The organism is Psychrosphaera sp. (assembly GCF_982872775.1).
On the sequence record NZ_CEYNSH010000006.1, the window covers coordinates 56,442 to 79,833 of the forward strand.

The 23,392-nt window shown below is 41.9% G+C and carries 22 protein-coding genes; 15 read left to right on the top strand and 7 right to left on the bottom strand.

Features of this window, described 5'->3' with window-relative positions:
- Positions 1-122: 122 nt before the first annotated feature.
- Together AC4E96_RS03155 and AC4E96_RS03160 are read right to left on the bottom strand one after the other, a co-directional pair.
- Positions 123-656 carry a CopD family protein gene (locus tag AC4E96_RS03155; protein ID WP_488032875.1) on the bottom strand — a complete coding sequence of 178 codons (534 nt, stop codon included), beginning with the start codon at positions 654-656 and terminating at the stop codon, positions 123-125.
- On the bottom strand, positions 653-2,344 hold the full coding sequence (locus AC4E96_RS03160) for a chloride channel protein (RefSeq protein WP_488032876.1): 1,692 nt from the start codon (positions 2,342-2,344) through the stop codon (positions 653-655). Before AC4E96_RS03160 ends, AC4E96_RS03155 begins: the two co-directional genes overlap by 4 nt.
- Before the next feature lie 89 nt (positions 2,345-2,433).
- Here AC4E96_RS03160 and AC4E96_RS03165 point away from each other — a divergent pair, with 89 nt between their 5' ends.
- From AC4E96_RS03165 to AC4E96_RS03180, 4 genes are all read left to right on the top strand, one after another.
- Positions 2,434-3,144 carry a DUF6776 family protein gene (locus AC4E96_RS03165; protein ID WP_490254886.1) on the top strand — a complete coding sequence of 237 codons (711 nt, stop codon included), beginning with the start codon at positions 2,434-2,436 and terminating at the stop codon, positions 3,142-3,144.
- A 71-nt stretch (positions 3,145-3,215) separates the two neighbouring features.
- Positions 3,216-3,590 (top strand): iron-sulfur cluster insertion protein ErpA, encoded by a 375-nt coding sequence (gene erpA, locus AC4E96_RS03170; protein ID WP_488032878.1) that lies wholly within the window; start codon positions 3,216-3,218, stop codon positions 3,588-3,590.
- Between the two features lie 129 nt (positions 3,591-3,719).
- Complete coding sequence (locus AC4E96_RS03175; RefSeq protein ID WP_488032879.1) at positions 3,720-4,856, top strand: efflux RND transporter periplasmic adaptor subunit; 1,137 nt, start codon at positions 3,720-3,722, stop codon at positions 4,854-4,856.
- Between the two features lie 2 nt (positions 4,857-4,858).
- Entirely contained in the window at positions 4,859-7,996 is a 3,138-nt protein-coding gene (locus AC4E96_RS03180; protein ID WP_490254887.1) for an efflux RND transporter permease subunit, read from the top strand.
- A 107-nt stretch (positions 7,997-8,103) separates the two neighbouring features.
- On the opposite strand, the gene AC4E96_RS03185 is transcribed toward AC4E96_RS03180, so the two are convergent.
- Positions 8,104-8,283 (bottom strand): hypothetical protein, encoded by a 180-nt coding sequence (locus tag AC4E96_RS03185; protein ID WP_488032881.1) that lies wholly within the window; start codon positions 8,281-8,283, stop codon positions 8,104-8,106.
- The gene (locus tag AC4E96_RS03190; protein ID WP_490254888.1) at positions 8,283-10,805 is read right to left on the bottom strand and encodes a penicillin-binding protein 1A; all 2,523 of its coding nucleotides are present in this window, start codon (positions 10,803-10,805) and stop codon (positions 8,283-8,285) included. The genes AC4E96_RS03185 and AC4E96_RS03190 overlap by 1 nt, the downstream gene beginning before the upstream one ends.
- Before the next feature lie 144 nt (positions 10,806-10,949).
- Here AC4E96_RS03190 and AC4E96_RS03195 point away from each other — a divergent pair, with 144 nt between their 5' ends.
- The 9 genes from AC4E96_RS03195 to AC4E96_RS03235 all read left to right on the top strand — a co-directional run bounded on the left by AC4E96_RS03195 (position 10,950) and on the right by AC4E96_RS03235 (position 19,983).
- The gene (locus AC4E96_RS03195; RefSeq protein ID WP_488032883.1) at positions 10,950-12,041 is read left to right on the top strand and encodes a pilus assembly protein PilM; all 1,092 of its coding nucleotides are present in this window, start codon (positions 10,950-10,952) and stop codon (positions 12,039-12,041) included.
- Positions 12,029-12,604 (top strand): PilN domain-containing protein, encoded by a 576-nt coding sequence (locus AC4E96_RS03200; RefSeq protein ID WP_490254889.1) that lies wholly within the window; start codon positions 12,029-12,031, stop codon positions 12,602-12,604. Before AC4E96_RS03195 ends, AC4E96_RS03200 begins: the two co-directional genes overlap by 13 nt.
- Positions 12,601-13,209: a type IV pilus inner membrane component PilO gene (locus AC4E96_RS03205; protein ID WP_488032885.1), complete on the top strand. Its 609-nt coding sequence runs from the start codon at positions 12,601-12,603 to the stop codon at positions 13,207-13,209. The genes AC4E96_RS03200 and AC4E96_RS03205 overlap by 4 nt, the downstream gene beginning before the upstream one ends.
- Positions 13,209-13,736 carry a pilus assembly protein PilP gene (locus AC4E96_RS03210; RefSeq protein ID WP_488032886.1) on the top strand — a complete coding sequence of 176 codons (528 nt, stop codon included), beginning with the start codon at positions 13,209-13,211 and terminating at the stop codon, positions 13,734-13,736. Before AC4E96_RS03205 ends, AC4E96_RS03210 begins: the two co-directional genes overlap by 1 nt.
- A 45-nt stretch (positions 13,737-13,781) precedes the next feature.
- The gene (locus tag AC4E96_RS03215) at positions 13,782-15,830 is read left to right on the top strand and encodes a type IV pilus secretin PilQ (protein ID WP_490254890.1); all 2,049 of its coding nucleotides are present in this window, start codon (positions 13,782-13,784) and stop codon (positions 15,828-15,830) included.
- A 131-nt stretch (positions 15,831-15,961) separates the two neighbouring features.
- Entirely contained in the window at positions 15,962-16,480 is a 519-nt protein-coding gene (gene aroK / locus AC4E96_RS03220) for a shikimate kinase AroK (RefSeq protein WP_488032888.1), read from the top strand.
- A 16-nt stretch (positions 16,481-16,496) separates the two neighbouring features.
- Complete coding sequence (aroB, locus tag AC4E96_RS03225; protein WP_490254891.1) at positions 16,497-17,564, top strand: 3-dehydroquinate synthase; 1,068 nt, start codon at positions 16,497-16,499, stop codon at positions 17,562-17,564.
- The gene (locus AC4E96_RS03230; RefSeq protein ID WP_490254892.1) at positions 17,565-19,136 is read left to right on the top strand and encodes an AAA family ATPase; all 1,572 of its coding nucleotides are present in this window, start codon (positions 17,565-17,567) and stop codon (positions 19,134-19,136) included. It abuts the gene before it with no gap.
- A gap of 7 nt (positions 19,137-19,143) precedes the next feature.
- Positions 19,144-19,983, top strand: a complete 840-nt coding sequence (locus AC4E96_RS03235) for a Dam family site-specific DNA-(adenine-N6)-methyltransferase (protein ID WP_490254893.1) — start codon at positions 19,144-19,146, stop codon at positions 19,981-19,983.
- Between the two features lie 31 nt (positions 19,984-20,014).
- Here AC4E96_RS03235 and AC4E96_RS03240 read toward each other — a convergent pair whose 3' ends face one another.
- Complete coding sequence (locus AC4E96_RS03240; RefSeq protein WP_488032892.1) at positions 20,015-20,194, bottom strand: DUF2970 domain-containing protein; 180 nt, start codon at positions 20,192-20,194, stop codon at positions 20,015-20,017.
- Between the two features lie 11 nt (positions 20,195-20,205).
- Entirely contained in the window at positions 20,206-20,472 is a 267-nt protein-coding gene (locus tag AC4E96_RS03245; RefSeq protein WP_490254894.1) for a hypothetical protein, read from the bottom strand.
- A 164-nt stretch (positions 20,473-20,636) separates the two neighbouring features.
- Here AC4E96_RS03245 and AC4E96_RS03250 point away from each other — a divergent pair, with 164 nt between their 5' ends.
- Complete coding sequence (locus tag AC4E96_RS03250; protein ID WP_490254895.1) at positions 20,637-21,515, top strand: hydrogen peroxide-inducible genes activator; 879 nt, start codon at positions 20,637-20,639, stop codon at positions 21,513-21,515.
- A 104-nt stretch (positions 21,516-21,619) separates the two neighbouring features.
- Positions 21,620-22,036 carry a ComEA family DNA-binding protein gene (locus AC4E96_RS03255; RefSeq protein WP_490254896.1) on the top strand — a complete coding sequence of 139 codons (417 nt, stop codon included), beginning with the start codon at positions 21,620-21,622 and terminating at the stop codon, positions 22,034-22,036.
- 57 nt (positions 22,037-22,093) lie between these two features.
- Here the strand turns inward: AC4E96_RS03255 and AC4E96_RS03260 are convergent, their stop codons facing one another.
- On the bottom strand, positions 22,094-23,320 hold the full coding sequence (locus tag AC4E96_RS03260) for an EAL and HDOD domain-containing protein (protein ID WP_488032896.1): 1,227 nt from the start codon (positions 23,318-23,320) through the stop codon (positions 22,094-22,096).
- Positions 23,321-23,392: the final 72 nt, after the last annotated feature.

Here is a 23,392-nt window from a genome sequence, read left to right on the forward strand (position 1 = left end):
TGACAGAAAAGAATGACAGAAAGTACTGTGAGAAGAGAAAGATAGAAAATACTCAAAAAAGCCTAAAGGCTAATAAAAATTCTGCTTTTCAATTCGGGTACATATTTACTGTATTTAGCTAGCTAAAATGGTTTTACCGTGGCCAAGATGATGATGGCTAACAGTATTAACACCGGCACTTCATTAAACACTCGATAGAACCGAGCTGAACGTTTATTCCTGTTGTGTTTGAAATCCGCCAGTAACTTAAAACAGTAGCCATGATAAACATATAAAATTGAAACCAGTAACAACTTCGCGTGAAGCCAATGAGAAGCCTTAAACCATGCGTTGCCGTATTGCCAAATCAACAAGACACCAAACACTAACGTCAGTAACGCAAAGGGTGTAACAAAATACAGTAGGCGACGCTCCATGACTTTTAAAGTATCAGAAGTATGTTCTTTGTTGGCGTGGGCTATTTTGTCGTTATCATCCTCAGACCCTTTTTCTGTGAACGGGTGGCCTGTGTCTGCTAAATCAGTTTCTGATCTTTCTTGTTTTGAAGATGCATTGTTTTCGGCGTGATAAACAAACAAACGCGGTAAATAGAAAATACCGGCAAACCAGGCAACCATAAAGAAAACATGAAATGCTTTAAGCCACAAAATCGTCATATCAATGCGTTCCTATTCATCAGGATTGTTCTTAATTGTTCCCAAGTAACGATACCTACAACTTTTTCACCGCTGGTACTGGTGATCAAGGTGGCACCATCACGTTGGTCTTTGATCAGTTCCCAAACATGAGCCATAGTCGACTGCGTATCAATGGTTTGTAGAGGAATATATTTTACCTTGTCGTTGTTGCGACTGTAACTGGTATCAAACTCGGCCAACGAGTAGTCGACACCCAAATCATGCTTCATCGCCACGATTAAAAACTCATCTTCCCGTTTGTCATTAAGATGAAAACGCACGTCTTGTTCGGTTAAATAGTTAATGACTTTTATCTTGGTATCCATTTCGGCCAACACACCGATTTTCTCAAGTACCGTTGTCGCTGGTGGCGTTTGATACATCAAACCTTGGAAGTCGAGTTGCTGTAAGAAAATAGAACGGTTTTTAAGGCCCTGAGAACTGGTGATGTAAGCACATGCAATAACAATAATCGCAGGAGTAATAGAAGCAGGCGTGTCAGTAAGTTCCATTACTGCAACCAGAGCAGCAAGTGGTGCGTGAAGACACGCTGCCATCAACCCAGACATACCTAATACCGCATAAGTCCCCATAAATAACATACTCGGGTCTAATAAACGGACTAAATTGGCAATAATGAGCCCTATCAAAACACCCAAACCAAAAACAGGTCCAATAATTCCACCTGGGACACCAAGGCCAATCGCGACCCAAGTCAAAAATAGTTTTGAGACTAACAAAATGACAATTAATTCTATGTTAGTTGGTGAAGTCATCGCCTGGTTGATCGCACTCGTACCATCACCTAACGCCTCTGGCACAAAGTAGCCAACTAATGCGGTCAAACAGCCTGCGAGCATAAGACGTGGGAACATAGAGACATAACGGAACGTTTTAATCACACGCATCATATTGGTATTAAAGATATAGGCACTAATGCCAAGTACAACACCTAAGATAATCAGCCACGGATAGTGGGTAACAGGCAGCGAAAAGACGCTTAAGTATTCAAATTCGATATGTTGGCCAAACACGGCTTGAGTGATTAATGAACCTGCTGAGGAGGCTAACATCACAGGGATAAAGATATGGATTTTGTATTCTCTTAATACCACTTCCATAACAAAAATAACGGCGGCTAAAGGCGTGTTGAAAGAAGCGGAAATACCAGCTGCGATACCACAAGCCGTCAAGGTGCGTATCGAATTGTGTGGTAATTTGAGCCAACGCCCAAAGTAACTCGCGCCACTAGCACCAATATGGACGGATGGTCCCTCACGACCAACCGAAAAGCCACTCGATAACGCCAAAATTCCGCCTACAAATTGGTTAACCGTATTCCACAAAGGAATGTTGCCGTAATGGGCCTTGATTCGGTGTAAGACAAAGGGAATACCAAGGCGATAATGTTTGTAATCGGTAAAGTGAGCAAAAATAGCAATGAGAAGTGCGGCAAAAATAGGTAAACTAGGGACTATATAGCTGTGTAGGTTATCTAAAGCGCCACCTTCGGCAAAGGAAGCTTGGATTCCTTCAATGGCTAATCGAAATACGACAATCAACAATGCCGCGGCAATACCGCCAAGCAAACCCAGCACACTTAGCTGTATACTTGTTTGAGGAATGGCTAAGCGTTTACGCAAGGCATAAAGACTGTCTGATAGCATCAAGGTTCCAAATGTAAGTGGATTCTTATCTTAAATTAACCGTCAGAAAGTGTACCATAAACCAATGACATTTAACCAAAATAATCGATATGAATGAGTGGCTTAGTTTTAACGGTCTAAAAACAAAATTAGGTCGTTTTCAGTTTTTAATAATATTAGTTGCACTGCTCGCGGCCGCCTCAACGATTGGCTACAAAGTTGGCGGTAACATGAGCCAATGGCAAGAGCAGCAATTACTCAAGCAGCAAGAGCGTTTGGACGGCTTGTATCAAGAGATAGATCAGCACGTACGCAAAAACAACTACTTATTAGTCGAACTAGAAGTAGAGAAAAAAGCCGCCAAGCAATCTCAAGAAGAAATGGTGTTGTTGCGAGAAGAGCTATTTCAGTTACAAAAAGAGCTTAATTTCTATCAAAAAGTGTTGGCGCCAGAGTTGATGCCAGACGGTTTGGCCATCGAGCAGTTTTCGGTTGAACAAGACAAAGGCCAAAACCGCTTTAAGTTTCAATTTGCAGTGGTGCAAACCGACAGCAAAAAACGCAATGCCAAAGGTTATTTACAGTTAACTATTATCGGTTTTAAAGATGGTCAAAGAACGACTATGGACTTGGCCGAATTGGCTAATTTAGAGAAAAACGATTTGCGTTTCAGCTTTCATTATTTCCAATATTTTGAGGGAGAATTTAAGCTGCCAGAAGATTTTGTACCAGCCGACGTTGAAATCAAAGTCGTTCAACCCAAAACTAAGTGGCAATCGTATAAGGCCTTTACTGAAAAGCGCGACTGGCCTGATTTATAGTACGGGTGTAATACTTGATTAAAATTGTCAGGTATTAGATAATCGCGCCCCCAAATTAAGAGGTACTTTTTATGACTGACATTGTGACACCGACAGCAGAACCGACAGAGACACCAGAATTACCAATTCAGTTTTCTGATGCCGCCGCGACTAAGGTGAAGCAGTTAGTTGATGAAGAAGAAAACCCAAACCTAAAATTACGTGTTTACGTGACAGGTGGCGGTTGCTCAGGCTTCCAATACGGCTTTACTTTTGACGAAGACGTCAACCCAGGTGATATGGCCATTGAAAAGCAAGGCGTATCTATGGTTATCGACCCGATGAGCTTACAATATTTAGTTGGTGGTATCGTTGATTATACTGAAGGACTTGAAGGCTCTCGCTTTTTTGTGAACAACCCAAATGCAACAACGACTTGCGGTTGTGGTGCAAGCTTCAGCGTCTAAAAACGTCTATACCAATTGTTACAAATAAAACGCCGCATTTTGCGGCTTTTTTGTGCCTGTCATCTATGCTTAATTCCCTTAATCTATTAATATCTTTGAGATAAAACCTTTTAATGAATTAGGATGCTCATGTCTTCTGCAAAACCAGGCCTTCTCGAACGCAAACCTTATATTTTAGCCATTATTATTACCGTCCTTCTCGTGGGTTGGATGGCCTCTGGAATGTTGGGCGCCGAACCACCTAAAAAGCCAAATCAAGACACCAAACAAGAAGTTAAAGTGCCTAGTGTTGAAGTATCTGTTTTTAGTGCCCAACCTATTCAGCGCAGTATTGAACTATATGGTCGAACTGAACCAGACCGAGTATTGATCTTGGACTCAGAAGTCGATGGCCGCGTTGCCTCTATCGAAGTCAAAGAAGGCCAAGTCGTTAAAAAAGGTCAGGTTCTGGTGAAGCTTGCTATCGAAGACCGTTTGGACCAACTCAATTTTGCCAAAGCATTATTAAAGCAACGAGAGATTGAATACCAAGGTGCAAAGTCGCTACAGTCGAAAGGTTTACAAGGTGAGTCATTATTAGCTCAAGCAAAAGCAGCCATGGTTGAAGCAAAAGCTATGGTGACACTAAGGCAGAATCAAGTTGAAAAAAGCACTATTGTTGCGCCATTTGATGGCGTTGTAGAGTCACAATCAATTGAAGTAGGCAGCTTTATCAACAAGGGCCAAGCCTTATTTAATATCGTTGATTTAACCCCTTTAGTCGTGAAGGCCTACGTGACAGAAAATTACATTGACCAAGTCAGTTTAGACTCAGAAGTTGATGTACGACTGGTCAGTGGTGAAGTGGTCGAAGGACAAATTCGCTATTTAGCTAGCATGTCAGAAATGGGTACTAATACCTTTCCAATTGAAATAGAAATAGCCAATCCGAATCGCAAGATGAAAGCGGGCGTGAGTACAGAAATAAACGTTAAATTTGCTGAAGAACAGGCTATTAAAGTATCTCCGGCGTTATTGTCATTAGATAAAGACGGCAATTTAGGAATAAAAACCGTCGTCGACAAACGAGTTGTCTTTACACCGATAGACTTGATTAAAGCAGAGCAAGATGGCGTGTGGCTTGGTGGCTTTTCTGGTCAAGTAAATGTGATTACTCGCGGCCAGGGTTTTGTTCGTCCGGGTGACTTGGTAGACCCTACCTTTGTGGAGTCTTCTACTGAAACAGCGTCCGTGACGTCAAACAGCCAAGTTAATAAAGGTCAATAATCATGAGGGGAATTATTGACGCTGCCTTAGACAGAACACGTACTGTCTTATTGATTTTTATCCTATTACTCATTTCGGGTGCGGTGACTTATAACAACATTCCTAAAGAGTCGAATCCAGATATCACCATTCCAATCATTTACGTTTCAATCGTTCACGATGGTATTTCACCGGAAGATGCGGAGCGTATGTTAATTAGGCCGATGGAGCTTGAGCTACGAGCGCTAGAAGGCGTAAAGGAAATGACTTCTACGGCCAGTGAAGGTCACGGTTCGGTACAGCTTGAGTTTGTCGCTGGATTTGACCCAAAAGATGCCCTTGCGGATGTACGTGACAAGGTCACCATCGCAAAGGCTAAATTACCAGCTGAATCAGAAGAGCCAGTTATAAAACAAGTCAGTATGGCCGACGAGCAACCTGTTATCACAGTAGTTCTGTCAGGCCCAGTGCCTGAGCGCGGTTTGGTTACGGTCGCTCGAAGACTCAAAGATGAAATTGAAGGCCTAAGCGAAGTTCTTGAAGTTGAAGTGGGCGGCGACAGAGAAGACATCGTTGAGATCATTGTAGATCCACTACTAATGGAAAGCTACGGTCTTGATCAAAACGACATTCTTAACCTATTACAACGCAATAACAGGCTGGTCGCAGCAGGTACTCTCGATACTGGTGCAGGTCGTTTTGCGGTTAAAGTCCCTTCCGTTTATGAAACCGTTAAAGACGTATACGAGCAACCAATTAAGGTGGTAGATGGTCGGGTCATTACCTTTGGTGATGTGGCCTCAGTAAGACGTTCTTATAAAGATCCAAACAGCTTTGCCCGTTTGAGTACCAATCCAGCCGTTTCACTTGAAGTTAAAAAGCGCCCTGGTGAAAACATCATTGAGACCATTGAACAGGTCAAAGAAATTGTTGAACAAGGCAAAAGTATTTGGCCGGATCACATCATCGTGACTTATACAGGCGATCAGTCCAAAGACGTAAAACAAATGCTGACTGACCTTCAAAACAACGTTTTGTCTGCGGTATTACTGGTCGTCATCGTGGTTATAGCGGCACTTGGTTTCCGCTCGGCCGCATTAGTTGGGATCGCGATTCCAGGTTCGTTCTTAACGGGTATCTTGGTCATTAGTTTAATGGGCATGACCGTGAACATGGTTGTTCTGTTTTCACTCATTATGGCTGTAGGTATGTTGGTTGATGGCGCTATCGTTGTCACCGAATTTGCCGATCGAATGATGAGTGAAGGCAAGCCGAGAAAAGAAGCGTATCGCTTGGCGTCAAAACGCATGGCATGGCCAATCATCGCCTCAACAGCGACAACGTTAGCGGCCTTTGCACCACTCATTTTCTGGCCAGGCATGATGGGTGAATTTATGAAGTATTTACCTATTACTCTAATTGCCGTACTGACTGCATCTTTGGTGATGGCACTGATCTTTGTTCCGTCACTTGGTACTTTAATCGGTAAAGTTCGTCCCGTTTCTAAGGAAACCAAAGCTCAGCTTATTCAAGCGGAAGAGGGTGATATTAGGAGCTTACAAGGGTTTACGGGTAAGTACGTTCGCTTTTTAGAAGTTGCCATCAAAAACCCGCTTAAAAGCTTGTTGGCATCTATTGTAATCGCCATCACTGTATTTATGGGTTTTGGCGCTAGTGGTCTGGGCGTTGAATTTTTCCCAAATGTAGAACCTGTTGGTGCAAGTATCACGGTTCGTTCTCATGGTGACTTGTCGATTCATGAAAAAGACAAAATCATGCAAACTATCGAGAAGCACTTAGTGACTCTTGATGAAATCGAGACCTTGTACGCCCGAACCGGTGGCAGTGATCGCGTTGGTTACATGAGAATGAACCTAATCGATTGGCAAGTGCGCCGTAAAGCCGATGAAATCATTGAAGATGTTTATGCATTGACTAATGATATCGCGGGTGTCGAAATTGAAGTTAGAAAAGACGACAACAGCCCAGGTGGCGGTAAAGCCTTAGTGTTAGAGCTGAGCTCTCGTTTCCCGGATGAATTAACGGATGCAGTTCGCGTGATTCGTGAAACGCTAGAAGAAACAGGTAAGTTCACTAACATTTCTGATACTGCCAATAAAGACGGTATCGAATGGCAATTACTAATTGATCGCAGTGATGCGGCTCGTTTTGGCGCTGACGCTACTTTAGTTGGTAGTTCTATTTCAATGGTCACCAACGGTTTAAAAATCGGTGAATACCGCCCCGATGATGTTGATGATGAATTAGATATTCGTGTTCGTTATCCAGAAAACAAACGCGATATTGGTGAGTTGCAAAACGTCAGAGTCAAAACAGCATCAGGCATGGTGCCAGTGAGTAACTTTGTCGAGCAAAAAGCCGTGCCTAAAGTCGATGTTATTCGTCGTGTTGATGGTCGCCGTGTCGTGCAAATAGCCGCTGATATGGTACCTGGTGTGCTTCTATCACAACAACTTCCGTTACTAAAAGAGAAGCTACCAGAGCTTGGCTTAAGTGACACAATTTCCATTAAAGTGCGTGGCGAAAATGAAGACCAAGAAGAGTCACAAGCCTTCTTACAAAATGCCTTCTTAGTTGCTTTGTTCGTTATGGCGATTATTTTGGTTAGCCAATTTAACAGTTTCTATCAAGCTAGTTTGATCTTAAGTGCCGTTGTGTTCTCAACCGTCGGGGTTTTCCTTGGCTTGTTAATTGTGCAAAAACCATTTGGTATTGTTATGTCAGGTATTGGGGTTATTTCATTGGCCGGCATCGTGGTGAACAACAACATTGTATTGATTGATACCTATAATGTTTTACGCCGCGAAGGTATGAAAGTCACTGAGGCTATTTTGAGAACGGGAGCTCAGCGTTTACGCCCAGTAATGTTAACGACGGTGACGACTATTCTCGGTCTTATGCCAATGGTACTCGAGGTTAATATTGATTTGATGAACCGCGTGATGGAGTTTGGTGGTCCTTCAACACAGTGGTGGTCACAGCTATCAATCGCGGTTGCGGGTGGTTTAGCATTTGCGACATTATTAACCTTGGTTCTTACGCCTTGTTTGTTAGCCTTAGGTGAACGAGTCAGAACTAAAGTGAGAGCTAAGCGGTCGGCAAGAGAAGCAAACAAACCCGTTTTTGATGGGACGTATTAAGCTCGGTTTTCATTGAGCTCTTGAGACTTTGGTTAGTACTAATTGAAAATGTGCTAACCAAAGATGTAAAACGAAAAAAGCGAGATAGCCTGCATTGGCCTCTCGCTTTAATTCAAGTAGTGGTTAAGCCCGTACATTAGTCCAAAGAAAATGGCGATAGCGACAGAAAACGCAATGATGTAATAAAAACCACGCTTGCCTTGTTCAAGCGTCCAACCATTGATTCTCAGGTATTGCCACCAAATTAGACTAAGTAACAACGGGATTATAAAAAAGAACTTAACCATTAAAATAAACCTTCCTCTTCTTCAATCATATCTTTTTCTTCATCGATAGTTTGAGGATCAAACTCATCGGCATATTTTGTTGGTTCAGTACCTTTTATAAAGTATTCGAACCTAGTGGTGTAATCATTTTTTCGAGATAACAAACCTGTTTTTCTATCGATTCTAACGGATATAATGCCTTCTGGGATCTCTCGATAGACTTCAGGTACCTTATCTTTATAGTCCTGCATAAATCTAATCCATGCTGGCAATGCGGTTAAAGCACCAGCTTCAGCGCCAACTTCCTGTTCACTACGTGGAATATCAGGATGTTTTGACGTACGGCCGAGTGGTCTGCCAGGTGCATCAAAGCCAACCCAAGATGTTGCCACAACATGTGCATTGAAACCCGTAAACCAAGTATCAACTGATTGGTTAGTGGTACCCGTTTTACCGCTAAAATCACGACGTTTTAACTCACGGGCACGCCATGCAGTGCCTAACCAACCATTTCCTTTACTCCAGTTACCACCACCCCAAATTGTACTATTCATGGCATCAGTGACCAAAAAGGCATTTTGTTCACTGATCACCCGAGGCGCTGGAAGCTCAAAAGAAACTGCGTCGGATTCTTGAGTGTTCATTGTCGCCAATCTTTCAGTTGATTGCTCTTTCTGCTCTAAATTTGCCACTAAACGAGTCGTTTGAAAAACCACTTCTCCAGCAGGTGTTTCGACACGGTCGATTAATTGAGTGTCGACCAAAAAGCCACCATTAGCAAAGGTACCCATGCCTCTTGCAACTGAAAGCGGAGTCAGAGCAGCTGAACCAAGGGATAGCGACTCATTGGCTGGCAAATCATCTTTATCAAAACCAAATCGAGTCAAAAAGTCGATAGTTTTATCAACGCCTAACGTACGCATTACTCTTACTGCCATGACGTTTTTAGACTCAGCTAAACCTCTTCTTACACGAGTTGGGCCGTTGTATTTTTCAGGTGAGTTTTTAGGACGCCAAACAGAGTTGCGTTCCCATTTTGTGATTGGGGCGTCGTTTATTAACGTTGCTAACGTCATGCCTTCCTCTAACGCGCCTGAATAGACAAAGGGTTTTACGTTAGAACCAATCTGGCGCTCTGCTTGAATGACACGATTGTACTGGTTATACGCAAAGTCATAGCCGCCAACCAACGCCAGTATATCTCCATTTTGAGGGTTAAGGGCAACGAGAGAACCACTCACCGTTGGCCTCTGTGATAACTTGTAACCGCCATCTTTAGTTGGTTTTAGCCAGACAAATGCGCCTTCTTTTAAAATGTCCGAAGCAACTTTAGGGGCGTCACCTTGTTTTGAATCATTAATGTATGGTCGAGCCCAAAGCAGTCCGTCCCAATGAATTACATCGAACTTTTTGCCTTTGATTTGAACATAAATGCTTTGTTCTGTGACATTGGTGACCACAGCAGGCGTCAGGTCTCCATAATCTCTAAACTTTCTTAAATACTGTTCTATTTTTTCCATATCCCAGCTTAGAGAATCTGTTTGAGTTGCGTCTGCTTTACTGACATCCCATAAATAACGACTCGGGCCGCGATAACCATGACGCTCGTCATATGCGTGTAAGTTTTCTCGAACCGCTCTTCTAGCGGCAGCTTGGGCATCTGCGTCAATCGTTGTGTAAACTTTGAATCCTGCAGTATAGGCTTGTTCTTCACCAAACTTTTCAATCATTTCTAAACGAACTTGCTCTGCAACGTAAGGTGCAGGGGCTGTAATTTTAGCACCGTGAAATTTAGCAGTTACAGGGGCAGCTTTGGCTTCTTGGTACGTCGCTTCATCTATTGCTCCAACGGCGAGCATTCGACCTAATACAACATTGCGACGCCATTTGGCTTTTTCAGGGTTGCGGATAGGATTAAAGCGTGATGGCGCTTTAGGTAAACCAGCTAACATGGCTAATTGCGGTAAGTTTAGCTCGCTGATGTCTTTACCATAATACACTTGCGCGGCGGCACCAATACCGTAAGCACGATTACCAAACGGGATCTTGTTAAGGTACAAAGTCAAGATCTCTTCTTTCGTCATGATCTGTTCGATATGAAGAGCAATGTAGGCTTCTTTTATCTTTCTCATCCAACGCTTATCAAGCGAAAGAAAAACGTTCCTAGCCAGCTGCATGGTAATGGTACTTGCACCCTGTGCTTTACGGCCGGTAGAAATAATTACCATAGCAGAACGGACAATACCAATAGGGTCGATACCAAAGTGCTCATAAAAGCGCGCATCTTCTGTTGCAATAATGGCGTCTTTTAATTCTTGTGGAATCTCTTTATAAAGGACTGGGTTACGGCGCTTTTCACCAAACTGAGAGATAAGCTGTCCGTCTGATGTGTATACCTTCATTGGGATCTGAAAGCGAACATCTCGAATAGAATCTTCGGTCGGCAAGTCATCTTTGACATAGAAATAGAAGGCCAATACCACTAAACATGACATTAACACTCCAAAAATCATTAACTTCCCTAATTTTTTGAGCCAACCCATTGAATAAACCTAGAAAAAAATTGTGGATGAGGATAATGTAGGTAGTATAACCGGAACAGGATTAGAGAAAAGGCTTTTTATTCATCAAAAAAAAGTCTAATCTTGGTTTTATAGGACAAATAACAGGTAGCTCAGTGACTTGACATGTTAGTAGATACAGTTAGGAAGTTTTTTACAAAGAGTATCCCTTACATGGTTGGGATCGACATTGGCTCGCATTCTATTAAAGCAGTATTGTTATCGGAACAACACGGCGTATATAGGGTTGAAGAAGCGCTTATCGAACTTATGCCAAAAGGGATGATCAAAGACAGCGAAATTCAGGATATTGAAGCTGTTGCTAGAGTCATTAGCAAAATTCGCAAGCGTATACCTAAACAGGTAAAACACGCTGCCGTCGCCATTTCTGGTGCAAGCGTTATTACAAAAGTTATTTATATGGATGTTTCTCTTTCTGATGCCGAGCTAGAAAGCCAAATCGAAATAGAAGCAGACACCCTCATTCCTTATCCTCTTGATGAAGTGAGTTTGGACTTCGAAAAAATCGCGGTAAACAAAGCAGACCCATCAAAAGTTGATGTCTTATTAAGCGCTGCAAGAACCGAAAACATCGAAGCGCGCGCTCATGCCGTTGCTGAAGGCGGTTTTGAAACCAAAGTACTCGATGTCGAAAGCTACGCACTGAGTCGAGCTGGGCAATTGTGTATGGGACAGCTTCCGGATGACGCAATGGAAAAAGTCGTGGCATTTGTTGATGTAGGTGCTCAAATCACTTTATTGAGCATTGTTAATGGCGAACGTTCTTTGTATACCCGTGACCAAGTCTTTGGTGGCGAGCAGTTTACCAACTCAATTGTGTCTTATTATGGTCGCTCTTTTGAAGAGTCCGAGCGTGCTAAAGTTAACGGTGACTTACCACCTAACTACACGTTTGAAGTCTTAGCGCCTTTCCAAACTGCTTTGTTACAACAAATCCGTCGCTCGATTCAAATGTTCTTAAATACCAGTGAAAAAGACAATGTCGATTACATCGTGTTATCCGGTGGAACGTCACTTATCTCTGGTCTAGACCGATTATTAATTGATGAACTTGGTATTCACACTGTTATTGCCAAGCCATTTGCCGAATTAGAAATTGCGGCCGAACTCGATTCTGAAGAAATCGAGGAGTTCCAACCGCAATTGATGATTGCAACGGGTCTTGCGTTAAGGAGTTTCTCAGAATGCCATATATAAATTTGATGCCGTGGCGAGAAACGGCAAGGAAAGAGAGACAGCAACAGTTTTTAGCAATACTTGGCGTCACTGCCGGTATCGTCGTGTTTTTGGTATTTTTGTTAAATTTGTATTACTCAGAACGTCTAGAAGGGCAAGAGTACAGAAATAACTATTTGCGCAGCGAAATTTCTATTCTAGATAAGCGCATTCGAGAAATCCGTAACCTAAATAAAACAAAAGACGATCTTAACCAACGTATTGAGCTCATCGAGCTTCTTCAAGAAAGTCGAAATATGGGTACGCAAATCTTTAACGAAGTCGCACGTGTTGTTCCTGCTGGGATTTTCTTAACTAAGGTTGAGAAAAAAGGCACGGGCTTACTCATAAAAGGAAAAAGTGAGTCAAACAACCGTTTGTCGAACATGATGCGTGAAATTGAACGCTCAGAATTATTAGATGGTGCTGATTTAGACTCTATCATTTCAGCCGATCGTGACGACGCATTGTTATCTGATTTCTCCATGACAATTGCAGTAAAGGAATACATTCCCAATGAAACGGAAGGAGGAAAGTCTAAGTGAATCTAGAAAAACTAAACTTCGACTTTTCCGAATTTGATATTAATGATATCGATTTCGAAAACATGGGCTCTTGGCCAAAGCCAGCCAAAATTGCGATGGCTCTATTTGTTGCAATTGCCGTTGCAATTGCCAGCTATATGTTTTTGGTAAGCAGTAAAGTAGATGCCCTTGATGCCGCGATTGCTCAGGAACAACAACTAAAAAATACCTATCGCGTTAAGTACGGTGCCGCAGTCAACCTCGATTCCTACAAAAAACAAATGCAAGATATGGAAGAGAAGTTCTCTCTATTACTCAAGCGACTACCTACTTCACACGAAACGCCAGGTCTATTGGACGATATTACTTATGTGGGCACGACCTCGGGTTTGACCTTTATCAAGATTAACTGGTTGCCAGAAGTCGAAAAACAGTTCTACACAGAACTACCAATTCAAATTGAAGTTCTTGGTGACTACCATGAGTTTGGTCAATTTGTTAGCCAAGTAGCTGCCTTACCGAGGATTGTTACTTTGCATGACTTTGTTATTACTGAAGATGTTGGCAATCGCTTACGTCTGAACGTTGTAGCTAAGACTTACCGTTATAAGGAGGGAGCAAACTAATGCGCTTTCCTTTAATTTTAGCTATGACGGTACTGTTAACTGGATGTTATGATGATGTCTCTGACTTGCAGCAGTATATGAATCAAGTTAAATCGGGTACACCAGTCAAAATAGAGCCGATTCCAGCTGTTAACGAATTTGAACATATTGAATATACTATGACGGCGCCGCGAAGCCCCTTTGATTTGCCGTCTCCAGAAGTGATTCAAGAAACTTATGAGCCAGCGCAAAACTGTTTGGCCCCAGATCCAAGGCGTCGAAAAGAGCCTTTGGAAAAATTTGCATTGGACAATTTGAGTATGAGGGGTACTCTAGGTACAAATGAAGAAGTTTGGGCTTTAATCCAAGCGTCAGATAGCTCTTTACATCGAGTCACGGAAGGGAACTACGTTGGCTTGTATCACGGTCGTATTACCTCAGTGACAGACAACAAGGTAACTGTTGTCGAACTAATTCCTGATGGGGCAGGCTGTTATAAAGAAAGAGAAGCAACTGTTAAACTCGCTGACAGTGCGACTGATGAATAAAACTAATAAGAATATGGATTGCAAAATACAATGAAAAGTAACGTTATGTTTTATAGATTTTTGACGGCATGCTTTGCGCTATTAATGACATTTTCTGCTGTGTCAGTCCCCTTACTGTATGACGTCAGATATACCCCGATCGTTAAAGGCGAAACCGAGCTAGAGTTTGTATTTGATGAGAGTTTATATTCGGACCCGAGCATTCAAGTCTTCAATGAGCCATCCCGTATTGAGTTGTATTTTGAAGAAACGGACTTTGAAGAAAGCCTCAGCAAAGTTTTAATTAACAAAGAAGGCGTATTAAACGTTGAGACAAAACACCGTGACAAAGGTGTTTTGGTTACTGTCTTATTAGACCAGTTAAAGCTTTACAAAAGCCGCGTCGAGGGCAACAAGTTTTATATTCGTGTTTCTGATAACCCAAGTATCGAACCAAGTACCGCTCAACAAGATGTAAACGTAGATTTGATAAACCGTATTCAAGCGCTTGACTTTAGACGTGGTGACGAGGTCAATAAAGCAATTGAAGGTCGTGTGCTCGTATTCTTGCGCGATAACATGGCAGCTGTAGATGTTACGTCAAAAGACAACCAGATTTTTATTCAATTCCACAATACCGACATTCTTGACGACCTACTATATAAAATGGACGTTACCGATTTTGGTACAGTTGTTACAGGCTTAGAAACGTTTAAAACGGCGACGGCTTCTCAACTTGTCGTAGATATTGAGGGCGAGTTTGAGTATGACTTCCAACAGTTGGACAATATTTTCACTCTAACTGTAAATAAAGCACCTGAAGAGCAAGGTGTATTAGCCGGTGGTACTGAGTACCAAGGCCAGCCTATTTCACTTAACTTCCAAGACTTACCTATTCGTACAGTTCTGCAGATTATCGCTGACCTAAACGGCTTTAACCTGGTGGTGTCAGATACGGTTACCGGCACGCTTACATTGCGATTAAATGGCGTTCCTTGGGATCAAGCGCTAGAGATCGTATTGCGTACGAAAGGCCTAGATAAGCGAATGGAAGGCAATGTACTACTTGTTGCTCCGTCTGATGAGCTAGCCGCGCGTGAAGCTCGTGAATTGGAGGCGAAAAAGAAAGTCGAAGAGTTCGAAGTCTTAGTATCAGAATTCATTCAGATAAACTATGCTAAAGCGTCAGAAATCGCTGCATTGTTGAAGTCAGAAGGTACTTCAATTTTGACACCTCGTGGTCAGGTGTCGGTAGATGAACGTACAAACACCTTACTTGTTAAAGACACTCCAAGCGGTATAGAGACTGTTAAGAAAGCAGTAGAGACGTTAGATATCCCTATCAAACAAGTACTAATTGAAGCGCGTATGGTAACAATTAGAGACAATATTGATGAGCAACTTGGTATCCGCTGGGGCGTGTCGGATAATACGACATCTGGTAGCGACCAAACTGGCGTCTCAGGTTCATTGGCGGGAGCGAGTGACATACGTCTTGGTAATATTGGTTCTGATGCTGGTCCACGCCTTAACGTTAACTTACCAGTAGCAAGTCCAGCAGGTAGTATCGCCGTACAGATTGCACGTTTGGCAGACGGAACACTACTTGATTTGGAGCTATCCGCTCTTGAACGTGAAAACAAAGGCGAAATCGTTGCGACACCAAGAATTACGGCATCAAACCAACAAACGTCTAGTATAGAACAAGGTACTGAAATACCTTATGTTCAAGCAGCGAGTAGTGGTGCAACGTCTGTTTCATTTAAGAAGGCGGTTTTGAGTTTGGAGGTTACTCCACAAATCACACCAGATAACAGCGTTATCCTTGATTTGAACATTACTCAAAACTCTCGTGGTGATACCGTATCAACACCAACTGGACCAGCAGTCGCTATCGATACGCAACAACTAAAAACACAAGTCACAGCAAGAAACGGTGAAACCATTGTTTTAGGTGGTATTTACCAGCAGCAAGTTATTAATAGTGTTAGTAAAGTTCCATTATTAGGCGACCTACCATTTATCGGTCGTGTATTTAGAACGGATACATCATTCAATGAAAAGCGTGAGTTATTAATTTTTGTAACACCAAAAATTGTCGCTGATTCGCTTTAATATTGACTGACTAGCAACCTTTTCTTGCATTTTATCTAGTTTTTTTGCGATAATTCGCGCCTTATTTTTTGGGCGCGAATCTTTGTGTCTGGGCTTGTTGTTAACACTAAATTGTATTTGAATTAGGTAATATGGCTGAAAAACGTAACATCTTCTTAGTAGGTCCTATGGGCGCAGGTAAAAGTACTATTGGCAGACACCTTGCTGATCAGCTGCATTTACAATTCGTCGACTCGGATCAGGAAATTGAACGTCGCACCGGTGCGGACATTGCTTGGGTATTTGATATCGAAGGTGAAGACGGGTTTCGTAAGCGCGAAGAAACGGTAATCACCGACCTTACTGAAAAACAAGGTATTGTTCTGGCAACGGGTGGTGGCTCGGTAGTGAGTAAAGAAATTCGCAACCGCTTGTCTGCTCGCGGTATCGTCGTTTATCTCGAAACGCCTATCGAAAAGCAAGTTGCACGTACTCAACGTGATAAGCGTCGTCCACTGCTTCAAACTGAAGAGCCAGCGCGCGACGTATTGGTTCGTTTAGCTGAAGAGCGCAACCCACTTTATGAAGAAGTCGCTGACATTGTTGTTAAGACTGACGAACAAAGTGCCCGTGTTGTTGCCAACGAGATCATTAGTAAATTAGACTTTTAAAGACAAGGAGCTGTGTATGAAAAGCCTTCAAGTTAACTTGGGTGAACACAGCTACCCCATCTATATTGAGCAAGGCGATAAATCTTTATCGTCTTTGTTATCACCTCATATTTCGGGCCGCCGAGTAACGGTTATAAGTAATTCGACCGTTTTACCATTATTTAAAGCTTCAATAGAGCGAGCGCTGGCAGAGAATTTCGAGCTCGACTTTTTCGAAATTAACGATGGCGAGCAGTATAAGACACTTGATACTTACCAATCGATTATGACCCATTTGCTGCAAAGCGGTGCAGCACGAGATGTAACCTTGATTGCTTTGGGGGGCGGAGTAGTCGGTGATATTTGCGGTTTTGTTGCGGCAACATTTATGCGCGGTGTCAACTTCATTCAAATGCCAACCACGTTATTGTCTCAAGTTGACTCATCAGTTGGCGGTAAAACAGCGGTAAATCATCCCCTCGGCAAAAACATGATTGGCGCTTTCTATCAACCTCAAGCGGTGCTGATCGATATTCACTCTTTACATTCACTTCCGAAAAGAGAGTTCGCAGCGGGAATGGCGGAAGTTATCAAATATGGCATTTTAGGTGATGCGGAATTGTTTGATTATCTTGAGCAAAATCAACAGGCCATTTGTGAGCTAGACCCTACGGTTATCTCATTTGTTATCGAGCGGTGCTGCCAAAATAAAGCCGATATTGTTAGCCAAGATGAAAAAGAACAAGGCGTTCGTGCGTTGCTTAATTTAGGCCACACTTTTGGTCATGCAATTGAGGCTGAGCAAGGCTACGGTGAATGGTTACATGGTGAAGCGGTAGCAGTTGGAATGGTGCTAGCGGCTAAACTCGCACAATCGAGAGGTTGGCTAGAGCAAGAAGCGGTTGACCGAATTGTTAATTTACTTAAAGCATTCGATTTACCTGTCGAAGGTCCTGACTCAATGTCATTACAAGATTACCTTAGACACATGAAAAAAGATAAAAAAGTATTGGCTAGTACGATCAGATTTATATTGCCCAAAAGCATCGGTCAAGCGATACTGGTGTCAGACGTAACTGAACAAGAACTAACGAAAATACTTTAAATGACTGTGACAGTTAATAACGGTTTTTTTATACCTAGCTCTCGCTTAAAATTCATTGAAACGCTCGTAGCGCAAACGAGTGAGTCTTGTCTCATTGCTATTGAAGGCCCAAGTGGCATTGGCAAAACGACCGTACTTGAAGAGCTGTTAACCACAAGTTTACCCAACGCGAATAAGTGTTACTTAACAGCGACATCAGCACTCAATGAAATTCAGATCCGTAGTCGTGTTATTGAACAGCTATTTGGTAATGTTTTATTCGATCCCGAAAAGCCATTATTAACGACGTTTTTAGAGTTTAACCATCAAGTCCCGTTGATGTTGGCAATCGATAATGGTCATTTTCTGCCAGGACAAATCATTGGTGAGATTCTTCAAGTTGTAGCAGAGCTCAAAAAGCGGGGCCATCATATGGTTGCCCTAATTACGTATGATCAAACACAATCTAAAACATTAGGTTCTATAGACTCTGCATTAATTAGTCACTACACCATTCCAAGTCTTGATTACAACGAGAGCTATCAGCTTTTAACGCGGTACTTTGAAAACCTTCCTAGTCCTAGTAATCCCAAAATCAAACGTTGGATAGAGTCCGCAAACGGTAATCCTATTCAGCTCTTAGCATTTGATCAAAAAGATGCACTCAAGCTCTCAAACGCGTCGCCATTGAATATCAAATTGTGGGTGGCCGTCGTCGTCGTTGCGAGTCTTTTATTTGCGCTTGGGTTGTACTTTTATCGAGTTGCTTATACTGATACAACAAACGCTCCAGCGACGATTAAGGAGTTGCTAACCGCTTCGACTGATGAGTCTCAAAACTCAGGAATAACCGCGAAAAAGTGGTCAACCGATGAGGTTCAGGCTCAAATTACACCTAAGCGAGTAGCGGTAGCTACTGCAGAAGACATTTTCGAAGTGATTGTTCAGGCCCAGGTTGAGCAGCAACAAGCAACCCGTATTAACTCAGAACCGGTCGAGGCTGCGACACCTGTTTTTGAAGAAACAGATGAAATTAATGACAAACAGGTCGTTATTTCTGGAAACGAATTAGAAAAAATAGAAAAAAAAGCGTTTGACGATCCGTTGGTCACTGCGAAAGACAATCCTTCATCGGACACTGGTGCAAACGATGATGGGTCTATCAACTCAGCAAGTGATAATAGTGATTCGGTCAACGAAACACAGAGCACAAAGGCTGAGCTGACTGATGAAGACAATAAATCTACAGCGGTAAAAGGCAACTCTACGTTAACAGTCGCCGGATATTTAATAGACAATCAGTCCCTTTTGGCTTTGCCAAGTGACAAATACGTCTTACAATTGACAGCAGTTAGCACAGAGTCAACGTTAGAGCAGTATTTAACCAGTAAATCACTCGATCCAGAACTCACAAGAATCTACAAGATTAAACGCAATAACGCTGACTGGTTAGTCGTTACTTATGGCGTTTTTGACTCCATTCGTGCGGCAAGACAAACCGCTGCAGCTATTGATGCAAACGCATGGGCCAAGTCCGTGTCAGTGATACAGCAACAAATCGCAGTTTACCAACAAAACCTAAGCCAAAATTGAGCAATAAATGAAGAAAAAAACTCGCGCCTTTTTAAAATGGGCCGGCGGAAAATATGGCTTAGTTGAACAAATCAACACTCGCTTACCTGAAGGCAAAAAGTTGATAGAACCTTTTGTCGGAGCTGGGTCAGTATTTTTAAACAGTGACTATGACAGTTATTTGCTCAATGATGTGAATCCTGACCTTATCGCCTTGTATAAGTTTGTAAAGGCACGTCCTGTGTCATTTGTCCGAGATGCAAAGAAGTTATTTGTTCCTAAAAACAACGACAAAGTGACTTACTATGGACTTCGTCAAGAGTTTAACGCGTCGGATGACCCATACTATCGCTCACTATTGTTTCTATATTTAAATCGTCACGGCTACAACGGTTTATGTCGTTACAACCTCAAAGGAGGGTTCAACGTTCCGTTTGGCGACTACAACAAACCTTATTTTCCGGAAGATGAGATTTTTGCATTCTCGCAAAAAGCCAAGAAAGCCAAGTTTGTTTGTGAGGATTATAAAAAGACGTTTTCTAGAGCAAGAAAAGGTTCTGTTATCTATTGTGATCCACCTTATGCCCCGTTATCGCAAACGGCAAACTTTACGAGTTATGCAACCGGTGGCTTTGACGCTAATGAACAAGCCAAGTTAGCTAAGGTTGCAGAACGAGCAGCGTTTAAGCGCAATATACCTGTATTGATCAGTAATCATGATACCGAGCTGACTCGTAAGTTATATGACCAAAGCGAGCAGTCATTTGTGAGAGTAGGTCGAAGTATTAGCCAAAACGGCGCAAGTAGAGAGAAAGTTGGGGAAATATTTGCTTACTACGATCCTGCGAGTAACCCACAAAAATCATAGGTTTTTAATACTTATTTTTAGGGTGAGCTGGTTAAGAAATCACTATTTGCACAATCGTCATTAGCAGTAGCACCAGTCCGATGGACAAAATAATTCCTGCCAAAATGAATGGAAAAGGGGTTTCGGACTCAAAGTCCTCTTTGTGGTTTTTTGATTTTTGTACACCAAAAAAAGCTGCGGCAGCACTTTTAAAAGCCTGAACAATCTTCAAACTTATTCCTTTTATATGCTTTGATTAGGAGTCCTGTCACTAAAGTCGCGATATTCATTACTGTCTTTTTTAATCAACTCGATCAAATCAAAGATATTAAACTGAATAAATGACGCGTTAGTTAGCTTATCCCACCATGTCTGTTCTTTTACTTGAGGATCGCAGTTCGTCAATGTCATCTTGATTTCCGGGCACTCGTCACTACTTGCATTAATTGCAAGTGCAAATGTCATAGTAGATACGATTATCGCCACTTTTACTGCTTTGGAAATAGTCATTAGATATTCCCCCTCTGAATACGTCCAATGTTAAGCATAATAGGAATGTGCTACTTTACCTGAATATTGCGGTCAATTGCTAATTTTGGTCGTTTAAAATACAAAAAGTTCCAAAAAAGTTTGTGATATTATTCTCACACGAAAATTCAAAGAGGTTTTTGTCGATGAAGTTGCCCAAATTGCAACAATTGAAGTATTTAGTTGCGTTATATGACACGGGTCATTTTGGTCAAGCAGCTAAAAAGTGTTTTGTTTCACAATCTACACTCTCAAGTGCTATTCAGTCCTTAGAGGAGCAGCTTGATTCGCAACTCATAGAGCGAGATCACAAGACCTTTGTGTTTACTCCTTTAGGTATTGATGTTGTCAAAAAGTCACGTGCTATTATCGAGCTTAGTGCAGACTTGGTCGCGACCTCGAGTGCAGGCGGTGATGAGTTTGTTGGCGAACTTCATGTCGGCATTATCCCTACCATCGCGCCTTTTGTTCTTAAAGAGCTTATTAACGTCATTCAAGAAGAGTGCCCTCAGTTAGAACTATATGTTAGAGAGGATACAAGTGATAACTGCTTGGCGATGTTACGAGAAGGTCAATTGGATGTGGTCATGTTGGCAACTCCCTATGACACTCAAGAATTTGTCGAGTATGAATTGGCAAGAGACCCGTTTCATCGCGTCTTTCACAAAGATACAGAGCCAAAAGGTCGACAGATATACCTATTAGAAAGTGAACATTGTTTGTCAGATCACGCTATTAACGGCTGCCACTTACTCGACGATGCAAATATCCATCCCTTTCATGCATCGAGTCTAAATTCACTTTTGGCAATGGTCGAAGGCCACAAAGGCGAAACTTACTTACCAACTTTGGCTATTAACTCTGGCGTATTGGTTGGTTCGTCATTAAGCAGTGAACCTATGGTAAGCAAAGATGCCGCTCGGTTTTTAAGCGTTGTGTGGCGTAAAACCAGTCATCGTCGTAGCTTTTATTTAGCGGTGAGTGAATTAATAAAAAAAACCGTTACTGATAAAATCGAAATTTAACAATCTGTACCGCTAACTATACTTTAAAAACAGGAGCTTAGGTTCTTACTCGTCTATAAATTTATTTGGGAAATGGTTCCCGAATACATTTTTGGAGATGGAACATGAGCGAATATTCAAACAATTTAATACGCTGGGCAACGTTAGCAGTAATTTTGTCCTTTTTGGCACTTGTCGAGACCTTAAACGCACAGCCTTTGCCATTAGAGCGACTACAGGGCGAGCACTTTCAAGGCGACGTTACAAAAGGCGAATTAGTACAAGAAGATTGGGTTCAATCGGAGCCGGGCTCAACACCTTCAGTGTCTAATGACCTATCTGAATTAAACACAAAAATTGATATTAATGAAGCTACCGAAGCGGACTGGATTACACTAAAAGGCATCGGCCCTAAACGCGCAAAAGCGATTTTGGAATACAAAAAACAAATCGGTGGTTTTAAAACAGTGGAAGATTTGCTCGGGGTACGCGGTATCGGGCAAAAAGCATTAGCTAAAATGCGACCTATGTTAAAAGTCTAGAATGCTTTGGCTTTTGTCGGACAAGGTAAATGGCAAGTAACCATTTACCTTTTTTGTTTAGGCACCTGAGTGTAATACTTCAATTTGTTCATCGGCCCAGTTTAGGGCTTCCGTGTATAAAGCTGGGATTTTATCAGATTGTAAATTGAGTTCTTTTTCTATATCAGACTCTTGTTTCCAGTTACCACGCTCGAATGCTTTGGCTAATTCTAAAAACTCTGCGAGCTTACCTTCACCGTCCATAATCGCTGATTTGATTTCAGCGGCTAAAGGAAGCTGCTCCATGACTTTTTCAATTGACTCATCCAATATTGCATCAATTAATGACATCATGCCGGTTAGGAAGGCTTTACCTATATCTTGAGTGCCTTCAACGATCGCAAGTTGCTCACAAAAACGGGCACGAATCATCGACATTTTAAGAAGTTCGTCAGGTTTAGAATCGCCAACTTGAGCTGAAAATAATAAAGACAAAAACTTTTTAAGCTCTAGGTGACCAAGCGTGATGATTGCCTGCTTAATAGTCGAGATTTCAGAAACTCGTTTAAAAACCGTTGAGTTGGCATAACGCAATAACTTGTAAGATAAGTTAATGTCGCGCTCGAATATCTGAGTTAGTTTGGGCAAATCAACATCTTCATTAGATGTCTCATATAACAACTCTGCTAGCGTCATTTGCGCCGGAGACAAGTTTTTGGTTTTAACCATTTCTGGCTTTGAAAAGAAAAAGCCTTGGAAGTACTTAAAGCCAAGTGATTTACACCATTCAAATTCTTCAAGTGTTTCAACTTTTTCAGCCAATAACTCGATTTTAGGATAAGCAGATAGGTCTTTTACTATCTTCTCAACCATGTCTTTTTCTAAGTCTCTTAGATCAATCTTAATTAAGTCGATATAAGGGAAAAAGTGTTTCCATACAGGCTTATGTTCATAGTCATCAAGGGCCAGCGTATAACCCTGTTCTTTTAATTTCTGTACTTCAGCTAGTAGGCGCTTGCCTGGCTGGACTGTCTCTAGAATTTCGACAACCATGCTTTGCGGAGGCATCATTGTTGGGTATTTTTTTACGATTGTATCCAACGTGAAGTTGATAAATGCTGGCTTGCCGTCGGTTAAATCTTCTAGACCAAAATTAATTTGTGCGCCTTCAACTATTCGCGAAGTTGCTAAGTCACCATCGATATCAGGGAATACGTTGTCTACGCCGTCTCTAAATAAGAGCTCATATGCGTATAGTTCTTTGTTGACATCGAGAATAGGTTGTCGGGCTGCATAAAAATACATATATAATTTTACTTTGAAATGTTTGCATAAATTAATGCAGTCATTTTAGCCGCTTTTTTTTTAAATGTCTCA